We start from the raw sequence: 11,316 nt of genomic DNA on the forward strand, positions 1-11,316 counted from the left end.
TCATGATATTCGTAACTAGATAAAAAATGAGTTATAAAATATTGGCAATTAACCCTGGTTCTACTTCTACAAAAATAGCTTTATATGAAGATGAAAAAGAAGTATTATGTGAAACACTGGAACACCCAGTTGAGGAAATTGAAAAGTATAATAAAGTTGCAGATCAATTTGATATGAGAAAAGAAGTCGTTCTTTCGTTTTTAAAAGAAAGAGAATATGAAGTTCATGAATTAGATGCAGTTGTGGGAAGAGGAGGAATGCTTCCAAAAGTAAAGTCGGGAGCTTATATAGTCAATAAAGCAATACTGGATAGGTTAAAAAATAAACCAGTAGTGGAGCATGCTTCAAATTTAGGAGCACTAATTGCTTATGAGATAGCAAATTCCATTGGAGTATCGGCCTATATATATGACTCAGTCAGGGTGGATGAGTTGAGAGACATAGCCCGTATATCAGGTATGTCGGATATACCAAGGGAAAGTACTAGTCATGCGTTAAACTCAAGAGCAATGGCAATGAAAACTGCAAAAAAGTATGGAAAAAAATACAGAGACATGAATTTTATTGTTGCCCATTTAGGCGGCGGAATATCGTTAAGTGTTCATGAAAGAGGGCGAATGGTTGATGTAATGCCTGATGATGATGGACCATTTTCCCCTGAAAGAGCTGGGAAAGTTCCCTGCAAGGCGCTTATAGACCTTTGCTATTCTGGAAAGTTTAATAAAAAAACCATGCATAAAAAGCTTAGGGGGAATGGTGGATTAAAGGATTATCTTAATACAAATGACGCTAGAAAAGTTGAAAAAATGATTGACAGTGGAGATCAAAAGGCAAAATTGGTGTATGAGGCTATGGCTTATCAAGTTGCCAAGAGAATAGGTGAGCTTGCAACAGTGGTAGAGGGAAATGTAGATGTCATTATTATTACAGGTGGTATAGCATATTCAAATATGCTGACTACCTGGATAAAAAAAAGAGTGGAATTTATTGCACCGGTAGAAATTATGCCTGGTGAGAATGAAATGGAAGCTTTGGCATTGGGTACACTTACACTTAGAGTGCTAAAAGGTGAAGAAGATGCCAGAGAATATGATTTGGATTAAAAATTTGGTCAATTAACGCTTGTGAAATTTTGCAGGCCGCTGGCTATTAGGCCGTTTAAAAGGAGTGATATGATAATGGTATCAAAAGAGATGTATGAATTAGGAGCAAAACGCTCTGTAATCAGAGAGCTATTTGAGTATGGAAAGCAGCAGGCTGCAATTGTTGGGAAAGAAAATGTGTTTGACTTCAGTATTGGAAATCCAACTGTTCCAGCACCGAAATGTGTAAGAGAAGCTATAATAAATTTGTTGGAAACAAAAAGGTCAGATGAAATTCATGGTTATACTTCTGCACAGGGAGATTTTGAAGTGAGGAAAGGTATAGCTGATTATATGAACAGCAGATTTAATTGTCAGCTTAAAGCAGAAAATTGTTATATGATGGACTTAGTAAAATGGATTATCAATGTGTTAGACCAGATGGCGCATTTTATTTGTTTATAAAGTCACTAGAAGAAAATGCAGTTAATTTTTCTGAGAATGCAAAGAAATTCAACCTTCTCATCGTGCCGGTAGATGATTTTGGATGCCAAGGATATGTAAGAATATCTTATTGTGTTGACCCAGAGATGATAAAAAGATCTTTTAGTGCATTTCAGAAATTGAGAGATTTATATAAAAGATAATATTTTATCTTAAATTGCTTTTAAAAACAGGTAGTTCCAAACTACCTGTTTTTAGTAATGTCCTTTAGAGCGTATCAAAAGAATACCCTTGTGAACGGAAATACTCTATAATCTGTGGGAGAGCTTGTACAGTAGTAACCTTTTCGGGTGCGTCATGCATCAATATAACCAAATGATCATGATTAGCATACTGCTTAACCTTACTAATTAAGTTTACTACAGGAACTATGTTATGTTCAGCATCGCCAGTTAAGTCATTCCAATCGACATATCGGTACCCATTTTTTTTTGCTTCTTCTCTAAATGGCTCCAGTTTTCTGCCGAAAGATCCTCCCGGAAACCGTATAAGCTTTGAATTATAATTACTGCCCAAAATGGATTTTAACACTTCATCACATTTTTTAATATTGCTTATAAATACTTTTGGATCTGAATATATATACCTCATATTATGAGAATAGGTATGGTTCCCAATCGCATGCCCTTCTGCAGCTTCTTCTTTTACGAGTTTCTTATTTTGTTCCGCATTTTCTCCGATTAAGAAAAATGTAGCTTTTACATTATAATTTTTCAATACAGCCAGTATTTTAGGTGTATTATTTGAAGAAGGTCCGTCATCGAAAGTCAGATATACCACTTTTCTTCCATCTGATTTATAAGGGTTAAAATTGCTTAAATCCTTTGAATTAAAAGTTTGTACCTTACTTTCCCTTTTATTCATGTATTTTTGAGATTCTGTGGAAGAGCTCTTAGTTGAATTAGAAATATTGCTGGGTGAACTAGAAATATTGTTGGCTGCCACAGTTTTTGATTTTTTGTAAGACACGCTTGCTCCAGAAATAAATCCAAGAGAAAATAAAAATAGAATTGATACTGAAAGTATTAGTATATTTTTCCTCTTTTTACTGGATATTTTTTTATGTTTCATTATTCCATCTCCCCTATGTACATTCATATATATTATATATCGTAAAGTGCCGTAATCTATTAAATTTCATTAATTATTTTAAATTGAAGGTTAAGTTTAAGTTAAGATATTGGAAATATTTAAATACCACAAAAGTGAAGCTAATATCTAATAATAATTATTATTAAGTGTGTTGATAGATTCTGACAAATATGATATTATAGATCTGAAATGGAAATATTACAAGGAGATGATTTCATGAGTAAGGTTGATATATTTACAACCAGTACCTGTCAATACTGCCATAGTGCAAAAGAGTTTTTTACAAAGCATAATATAGATTTTACAGAACACAATATAACTACGGATCCAGATGCCAGAAAACAACTTATGGCAAAGGGATACAGATCTGTTCCAGTTATAGTGATAAATGGCGAATACCTGGTGGGATTCAATGAAGCAAAAGTAGCAAATCTTTTGGGTATTTAGATATAGATATACTTGTCAAACTTGAAAGGGACCTATCAAGGAAGAAAAAAGGAAGTAATAACAGAAAAAAAACTAGATTAAAATTATCTAAATTACACGAGAAGATAGTGAATCAAAGGGCAGATTTCTTAAATAAGTTATCAATAAAACTAATCAGAGAAAACCAATCTATAGTTATTGAGGACTTAAAAATTAAAAATATGCAGCAGAATCACAGGCTGGCAAAGGCAATAAGCGAAGCAAGCTGGAGTGAATTCAGAAGAATGCTGGAATACAAGGCTGGATGGTACGGCAGAAAAATAATAGTGGCACCCGGTAATTATGCAAGTAGTCAATTGTGTTCAGTTTGTGGATATAAAAATAGAGAAGTAAAAAATCTTGCACTCAGGGAATGGACTTGTCCTAAATGCGGCACATACCATGACAGGGATATAAACGCCAGCAAAAATCTGCTGAAATTAGCCATATAATTTTGGTAATACACTGAGGTTGGTTCGACCTTTAGAGCTTAGGTAAACTTGTTCCATTAGGAATATTGACTAAGAAGCCATCCACTTCTATAAGTGGTGGTAGTTCACAATGAGATAAATGTACTTTTGGCCGCGATTTGGAGATAACTCCAAGCAGTCTAGGATTCTGCTAAAGCGTATGATAATGCCGCTTTACAGTGAAGCTTGAGGGTGCCAATCAGTGGGAGTTTCATATCTTTCTGATTTAGAAGCAAGGGTAATTCGGTACAGCCTAAAATTACACCATCCACATCATAGCTGGACAAGATTTCCCTGAAATTTTCTCTGGTATTTTCCGTTACCCTATTTAAAACAAGTTCACTGAAAATTATTGAGTTTATTTTATCCTGATGTTTTTCTGACGGGGTCAATACCTCTATGCCGAAGGATTCAAATCCCTTTTGATAAAAGGAGCTTTGCATGGTGTACTTTATCCCTGTCAATAATACTTTTTTCAATTTAAGTCTGCTGCATTCTTCAGCAGCTGCATCCACAATACTCAGCACAGGCAGATCTATTTGCTGCTTTATACTGTGAAATACTGAGTGGGGGGAGTTTGCAGCCATTATGACGAAATCGGCACCGGATTTTTGTAAGCTGTTTATACCGTTTATTATATAATTTATATATTCAGAGGTTTTATGCTCATTTTCTAAATCCGTAAAATATTGAAAATTCAAACTGTTGATTATTATTTCAGGGTAATAGTAATCCGAGAATTTTTTATAGTACATATCAAGTATGGTTTTATAATATTGAATTGTGGAGGCGGAACTGATTCCGCCCAGAATTCCTATTTTTTTCATAATTTCTTATACTCCTTTGTTTTTTAGATAGAAGGATCTGTTGTCTATAGCTCTCATTGTTGCCAGTATTCCATCCAGGTGATCATATTCATGCTGTATCAGTTCTGATAGATCTCCTTGAAATTTTATTGTTTTATCCGTGAAATTTATATCTTTGTACATCACGGTACATTCTTTATAGCGTTTGACTTTTACCAGCAGATTTGGAAAGGACATGCAATCATCCATAACTTCCATCATCTGGTTATTGTCAAATTTAAGTATGGGATTGATAAAAACCATGGGCCTGTGAATATACATGTATATCAGCCTTTTAAATATTCCAATCTGCGGAGCTGCAATTGCTCTTCCTGCATTATATTTTTTGCGGAAATCAATTAAGGTATCATGCAAATCCGAAACAGTCTTCTCTACTGCATCCATTTCCCCCTTCTCAACAGAAAGACTTTTTTTGTATAGATCCTCATTTCCAAGTAACAATATTTCTTTTATCATAAAACGATCTCCTTTACATGTGATATATATTTGATACAATATTACTATATAATTGTTACTGTAAAAAGGTATAATTTTTATAAAAATTATGGGGATGATTTTATGGAAATACCGGTGTTCATCGAAAAGGACAGTAAAAAACCGCTGTATATCCAGATATATGGATGCTACAAAAAAGCTATACTGGAAGGGATACTTAAAAAAGACGACAGGCTGGAATCTATAGTACAGCTTAAGAACAGGCTTTGTATCAGCAGAAATACAGTTCAGGAGGCTTATAACCAGCTGCTGTGTGAAGGATATGTTTATAGTAGAAAGGGCAGTGGTTATTATGTGGAAGCTATAGATAAGCAGATAAAAACCGTCAAGAGAGAAAATATACCCTTAAAGCTTAAACCGTTGAGAAGTATTCATATAGATGATAGAGCATATCCCTGTAATTTTAAACCCGGCTCGGTGGATCACGGCAGTTTTCCATTTGCAAGCTGGAGAAAAATTGAGCAGGGTATTATGAAAAAAGAAAATATAGACATATTGACCTATTCGGATCCCAGAGGTGAATTTGAATTAAGAAATCAGATTGCAGATTATGTCAAAAGTTCAAGAGGAGTGGCCTGCTGTTCTGAACAGATAATTGTAGGTGCGGGGACACAGACTTTGATGGCTATATTATGTGACCTGCTTAGTGAGCGTTGTAATAGGAACGTTGCTTTTGAAGAACCGGGCTTTTCTCCTGTGAGAAAGGTTTTTGAATGGTATGGATATAACATAGAGCCTGTTGAATTAACGCAGTCCGGAATGGATATAAAAAAACTTGAAGGCCTTGAAACAGTTCCAGGGTTGATATATGTAACACCGTCCAATCAGCATCCCATGGGTATGATCATGCCTGTCTCAAGCCGCATAAGACTTCTCAATTTTATTGATAGATGCGGTGGATATGTTATTGAGGATGATTATGACAGCGAATTTAGATATAATGTAAATCCAATACCTTCACTTCAAAGCCTGGATAATGAAAATAGAGTGATCTATCTTGGAACTTTTTCAAAAACTCTTTTTCCAGGAATGCATGTTGGATACATGATTTTACCTGAAAGCATAATGAATCTTTTTATTGAAAAAGGAAGCTTTATAAATCAAACTGCATCCAAAATTCATCAGCTGACAATTGCAGAATTTATGAGAAAAGGATTATTTGAAGCCCATCTCAGGAAAATGAGAAATATATATGCTAGAAAACAGCAGTTTCTTATAGATTGTATAAAAAATGAATTTGGAGAAAATGCTGCCGTCTATGGCGAGAAAGCAGGGCTCAACGTTGTACTTCAGGTAAAAAACAAGCTGGATGAGTCGGAATTGATAAATGCAGCCCTGGAAAAGGGGGTCAAAGTCTATCCTGTATCCTTTTACTATTTTGATAAAAATAATTATAAAAAACATAATATGGTGTTGATGGGATATGGACATCTGAGTTTTGAAGAGATGGGAAATGGAATAAGGTCTTTAAAAAAAGCCTGGTTTTAAATTGAAGATTTTTATAATGTTAGGATAATTTAAAATAAAAAGAGTGGACACAAGTCCACTTCTGTCCATTTAATATACAAATATATAGACTCTGATTAAGCAGTACCAAATCCCTTTCCATAGGCCTCATAGGAATTTTGTATTAAAACCAAAGCATTTATATCAACTTCTTTTACTATTTTCTTAAGTTTAACCAGCTCTGTATTTGTTACAAGGCACATCAGTATATCGCGTTTGTCATCTGTGTATCCGCCTCTTGCCTCGATTTTGGTAGTGCCCTCGTGAAGTCTGGTCAAAATCAAATTATTGATTTCTTCGGTTTTATCTGAAATTATAAATACGGATTTGGAATCGGTAAAGCCCTTGATATATATATCCACCACTCTTCCAATTAAATATACTGTGACCACACCATATAGAGCTTTTTCTATACCAAAGACAAAACAGGTAAGCATTACTATGGACAAATCCAAGCTCATCATTACTTTGCCAACAGGTTTGTGGGCGTATTTGCATATGACTTTAGCTATAGTATCTGTACCTCCTACGGAAGATTGCTTACTTAAAAGCATTCCCACGCCGATTCCCGTAAGAACTCCTCCAAGTAGGGATGATAGCAAGGTATCATTGGTAAAAGGAGCAGTATTGCTGGTTAATTCCACAAATATTGGAATGAGAAGAGCGCCTAAGGCTGTATTTAGTACAAATTTTTTCCCAAGTGTCAATAACCCTATGATAAAAATTGGCACATTGAAGAAACCTATTATTATTGACTTTTTTATGTGCAGTATAGATTCCAGTACAATAGCCAGTCCAGAAACTCCGCCTGGTACAATTTTATGCGGCGCAAGAAAAACATTTAAAGCAAAGGAAATTAAAAATAATCCTAATAAAATTACGGCTAAATCCCATACATTTTGTTTCATTCCACTCTCCTCCTATTTTTAAAATAATGGCACTATAAAAGCCCTCCGTCCCTTTTGGGATGAAAGACTCTCTTCACAGGGTAGATTTTGTATGAAAATAAATTGATACCGCTATGAATATAGATATATATTTTATATTTAAAAGTGCGTCTAATTAAATAAATCATCAATTATCAATTATAATACTCATTATAATGAATTATAGTGCATATATCAAGATAATATTCGTTAAATCTCATAATATTTTCATATAAGTATTTTACACATATGTTTTGGGTTAGGTGACAACTTTATATGGTATAATTTTTTTAAAAGCATAACGATATAGGGGTGAAGTCATTGATTAACAGCGCCTTAAAAGCTTTAAATAAATATTATGGATACGATAATTTTAGGGGAGATCAGGGTAAGGTGATTGAAAGCATATTGAATGGAAGAGACACCATGGCCATAATGCCTACAGGAGGCGGAAAATCCATATGCTACCAGATACCGGCACTACTTTTTAAGGGTATAACTATTGTAATATCTCCTCTTATTTCTCTTATGAAAGATCAAGTGGACAGTATAAAAGCTCTGGGAATAAAAGCTGCTTATATAAACAGTTCCATCTCTCAAAGTGAAATTTTAAATATATGTTCTTCCTTAAAAAGTGGAGATATAAAAATATTGTATGTAGCTCCAGAAAGACTGGAATCTTCTGAATTCTGCAGTATAATCAAAAATCTGCGGGTTTCGCAGGTGGCAGTAGATGAAGCCCATTGTGTGTCTCAATGGGGTCATGATTTTAGAGTGAGTTATACATATATCTGGAAATTTATAGCTGGATTTTCCAAAAGGCCTGTTGTTACAGCATTTACAGCTACTGCTACGGAGAAGGTACGAAAGGATATTGCAGAGCAGATAAAATTGAATAACCCTGTGGTTTTTATATCTGGATTTGATAGAAAAAATTTAAAAATAAGCTGCTTGAAGGTGGGAAATAGGTTTAGATACATACTTGATTATATAAGGGCAAATGCAGGACAGTCAGGTATAATATATGCAGCTACTAGAAAAGAAGTGGATAGTTTATATGAAAAGCTCAAGGCCAATAATATATCTGCAGGAAGATATCATGCAGGATTATCAATAGAGGATAGGAAAAAAAATCAGGAAGATTTTGTCTATGACAGGGTGGATGTCATAGCTGCAACTAATGCTTTTGGAATGGGTATTGATAAATCAAATGTAAGATTTGTAATTCACTATAATATGCCCAAAAATATAGAAAGTTATTATCAGGAAATAGGGAGGGCAGGTCGTGATGGTGAGAAAAGCGAATGTATACTCATGTTTGCTCCACAGGATATAATTACACAAAAGTATTTGATAGAAACTAGTATTCAGTCTTCAGACAGGAGAATAAGTGAATATAAGAAACTCCAGTGTATGGTGGATTTTGTCCATTATAATGGATGTTTGAGAAAATATATATTAAATTACTTTGGAGAACAGGTGGATTACGAGGAATGTGGAAATTGCAGTAACTGTATAAGAGAAGGAGAATATGTAGATAAAACAGTGGATTCTCAAAAAGTTCTTTCCTGTATCTATAGAATGAAAAGGGAATTTGGCGTAAATATGATAGTGGATGTGCTCAGAGGTTCTTCACAAAAAAAAGTACTTCAATACGGCTTTGATAAGATATCCACTTATGGAATAATGAAGAATTATTCAAAGGAGGAACTTTCGAATTTTGTAAATACACTTATAGCTCAAGGTTATATTTCCTTGAAAGAAGGGGAATATCCTACGGTAATGTTGAATTCCAATTCCGTAAAGATATTAAAAGGAGAAGAAAAGGTAATTTTAAAGGAATCTACTAAAGCGGAGAAAATAACCACAAACAGTGATCTGTTTGAATTACTGAGAAGCTGCAGGAGAGAAATAGCTAAAGAAGAAGAAGTCCCACCATATTTGATATTTTCGGATACTACTTTAAGAGAAATTAGCAGCAGGTATCCTGTAACTCCTCAACAAATGCTTGATATATCTGGAGTTGGTGAATTAAAGCTCAAAAAGTATGGAAATGTATTTTTAAAAATTGTGAAGAAATATGTGTATGAGAATAAAATAGAACCCAACTGGGTTTTTGAAATGAATTTGCAGAAAAACAATACTGGGAAAAATAACAAATTAAAAACTTTTGAGATTACTGTAAGTATGCTTGAGGACAATATGAATATAGAGGAAATTTCAGAAAAGAGGAGCCTTACCATATCAACAGTACTGTCTCATATAGAAAAATATGTGGAACAGGGAAAAAAACTAAATGCAGAGATAAAGTTCTATAATTTGTTTACGAGAGATGAGGAAAGTAAGATTCTGAAAGCTATAAAAAAATTGGGGATGTCCAGGTTGAAGCCAATCAAGAAATCCCTTCCAGACAGTATAAGCTATGACAAGATAAAAGCAGTCATACTTAAAGATTTCATCATGGAGAATAATAATTAGATTTTTCAATTTTAAAACTATAAAATGGGGTGGTAATATGAAATTTGTAACTTATGTTTATGAAGGAGAAGAAAGTATAGGTATTTTGCAGAATAATGAGATCTTTAATATAAGAAACCTACTGGAGAAAATGGGGGAAAAGGATATACCTAGAACTATGCAAAAATTTATAGAGTATCTGAATGAAGATAATTTAAACAGAATAGAGCGTTTTTTAAATGATAGAGGCGTTGAATCCGTTTTGCTGGATTCAGTTAAATTGAAAGCCCCAATACCTTATCCAGAGAGAAATGTATTTTGTCTTGGAAAGAACTATATAGAACATGCCAGGGAGATAAAAATAACCAGAATATCGGGAAATGGCATACCAAGCGCACCTATATATTTTACTAAAGTTGCATCACCTGCTGTAGGGACTGGAGATAATATTGAGTTTTCCACTAAAGTTACAAAACAGGTGGATTATGAAGCTGAACTAGGGGTGGTAATAGGGAAAGACGGCGTAAATATAAGGGCGGAAGATGCAGAAGAATATATTTTTGGATATACCATAATAAATGATGTGTCTGCCAGGGATCTTCAGGGAAAGCATACTCAATGGTTTAAGGGGAAGAGTCTGGATACTTTTTGTCCTATGGGTCCCTGTATAGTCCATAAAAATGAAATACCATTTCCGGTTAGTTTAGATATCAAATGTATGGTGAACGGTGAAATCAGGCAAAATTCAAATACTAAAAACTTGATTTTTAATATACCATATATAATAAGTGATCTATCAAAGGGAATGACTTTAAAGGCGGGCGATATTATATCCACAGGCACTCCCAGCGGTGTAGGTATGGGATTTGAACCTATCAAGGTATTGAAAAATGGGGATGTAGTGGAATGTTACATTGAAAAAATAGGGAGTCTTGTAAATCATGTGGTGGAAACTTTATAGGATTTGAATATATAGATCCTGCGGGACATCCGTTTTGCCTTTGTGAGCAATATAATAAAGCATGTTAGAAAGTAAAAATTGCTAATATACAGGTAATGATAAGATGAAGGCAATAGCAAATTACATATCGTTTAGTAGAATAATTTTATCTTTGATTCTAGTTTTTGTTGGTGGTTTAAATACAGCTTTTTATGCAATATATATTATTTGTGGATTCAGTGATATTATTGATGGGGTTATTGCCAGAAAGACAAAGACAACTCAGAAAATAACGGAATCTCTTAGAATTGATAATAAAACAAAGTTGATTATTAAAAACATGAAACGTAAATAACCATAGGAATACGTAGTGAATTAGATAATCAAATCTCATGTTCCATAGCTAAAAAATCCATTTAACAAAAAGGGCGTAATTCTCCTATCTTCTATAAGTGGGAGATGAATAGTCCTTGTTATTTTAGGTTCGATGCCTAAAATAATAACTACTTGACG

General features: G+C 34.0%; 12 protein-coding genes and 1 pseudogene. 9 read left to right on the plus strand and 4 right to left on the minus strand.

The genetic code is table 11. From position 1 onward, the window contains the following. Positions 1-26: 26 nt before the first annotated feature. From buk to LN736_RS19250, 3 genes are all read left to right on the plus strand, one after another. Positions 27-1,103 carry a butyrate kinase gene (gene buk, locus LN736_RS15520; protein WP_179977615.1) on the plus strand — a complete coding sequence of 359 codons (1,077 nt, stop codon included), beginning with the start codon at positions 27-29 and terminating at the stop codon, positions 1,101-1,103. 75 nt (positions 1,104-1,178) lie between these two features. Continuing rightward, the gene (locus tag LN736_RS15525) at positions 1,179-1,547 is read left to right on the plus strand and encodes an aminotransferase class I/II-fold pyridoxal phosphate-dependent enzyme (protein WP_407647189.1); all 369 of its coding nucleotides are present in this window, start codon (positions 1,179-1,181) and stop codon (positions 1,545-1,547) included. Continuing rightward, entirely contained in the window at positions 1,499-1,729 is a 231-nt protein-coding gene (locus LN736_RS19250; protein WP_407647190.1) for an aminotransferase class I/II-fold pyridoxal phosphate-dependent enzyme, read from the plus strand. The genes LN736_RS15525 and LN736_RS19250 overlap by 49 nt, the downstream gene beginning before the upstream one ends. A 64-nt stretch (positions 1,730-1,793) precedes the next feature. Here the strand turns inward: LN736_RS19250 and LN736_RS15530 are convergent, their stop codons facing one another. Further along, entirely contained in the window at positions 1,794-2,657 is an 864-nt protein-coding gene (locus LN736_RS15530; RefSeq protein WP_229981933.1) for a polysaccharide deacetylase family protein, read from the minus strand. A 237-nt stretch (positions 2,658-2,894) separates the two neighbouring features. On the opposite strand from LN736_RS15530, the gene LN736_RS15535 reads away from it, so the two are divergent. Both LN736_RS15535 and LN736_RS15540 read left to right on the plus strand, forming a co-directional pair. Continuing rightward, complete coding sequence (locus LN736_RS15535; protein ID WP_150355983.1) at positions 2,895-3,125, plus strand: glutaredoxin family protein; 231 nt, start codon at positions 2,895-2,897, stop codon at positions 3,123-3,125. An 11-nt stretch (positions 3,126-3,136) separates the two neighbouring features. Then, positions 3,137-3,595 (plus strand): annotated as a pseudogene (locus LN736_RS15540) (RNA-guided endonuclease TnpB family protein); the annotation flags it as partial. A 158-nt stretch (positions 3,596-3,753) separates the two neighbouring features. Here LN736_RS15540 and LN736_RS15545 read toward each other — a convergent pair. Together LN736_RS15545 and LN736_RS15550 are read right to left on the minus strand one after the other, a co-directional pair. Next, on the minus strand, positions 3,754-4,440 hold the full coding sequence (locus tag LN736_RS15545) for an aspartate/glutamate racemase family protein (RefSeq protein ID WP_229981934.1): 687 nt from the start codon (positions 4,438-4,440) through the stop codon (positions 3,754-3,756). Between the two features lie 6 nt (positions 4,441-4,446). Then, positions 4,447-4,935 (minus strand): peptide deformylase, encoded by a 489-nt coding sequence (locus tag LN736_RS15550; protein ID WP_150355985.1) that lies wholly within the window; start codon positions 4,933-4,935, stop codon positions 4,447-4,449. 102 nt (positions 4,936-5,037) lie between these two features. Between LN736_RS15550 and pdxR the strand changes: the two genes are divergently transcribed. Further along, positions 5,038-6,462, plus strand: a complete 1,425-nt coding sequence (gene pdxR / locus LN736_RS15555) for a MocR-like pyridoxine biosynthesis transcription factor PdxR (RefSeq protein WP_179977612.1) — start codon at positions 5,038-5,040, stop codon at positions 6,460-6,462. Positions 6,463-6,557: 95 nt separating this feature from the next. Here pdxR and LN736_RS15560 read toward each other — a convergent pair whose 3' ends face one another. Then, positions 6,558-7,388 carry a YitT family protein gene (locus tag LN736_RS15560; RefSeq protein ID WP_150355987.1) on the minus strand — a complete coding sequence of 277 codons (831 nt, stop codon included), beginning with the start codon at positions 7,386-7,388 and terminating at the stop codon, positions 6,558-6,560. Between the two features lie 342 nt (positions 7,389-7,730). Here LN736_RS15560 and recQ point away from each other — a divergent pair, with 342 nt between their 5' ends. The 3 genes from recQ to LN736_RS15575 all read left to right on the plus strand — a co-directional run bounded on the left by recQ (position 7,731) and on the right by LN736_RS15575 (position 11,158). Then, entirely contained in the window at positions 7,731-9,884 is a 2,154-nt protein-coding gene (gene recQ / locus LN736_RS15565) for a DNA helicase RecQ (RefSeq protein ID WP_150356011.1), read from the plus strand. A gap of 37 nt (positions 9,885-9,921) precedes the next feature. Further along, positions 9,922-10,824 carry a fumarylacetoacetate hydrolase family protein gene (locus tag LN736_RS15570; RefSeq protein ID WP_229981935.1) on the plus strand — a complete coding sequence of 301 codons (903 nt, stop codon included), beginning with the start codon at positions 9,922-9,924 and terminating at the stop codon, positions 10,822-10,824. A gap of 103 nt (positions 10,825-10,927) precedes the next feature. Continuing rightward, entirely contained in the window at positions 10,928-11,158 is a 231-nt protein-coding gene (locus tag LN736_RS15575; RefSeq protein ID WP_229981936.1) for a CDP-alcohol phosphatidyltransferase family protein, read from the plus strand. Positions 11,159-11,316 lie beyond the last annotated feature (158 nt).

Source organism: Clostridium aromativorans (assembly GCF_020908015.1).
GTDB classification, from domain to species: Bacteria; Bacillota; Clostridia; order Clostridiales; family Clostridiaceae; genus Clostridium_B; species Clostridium_B aromativorans.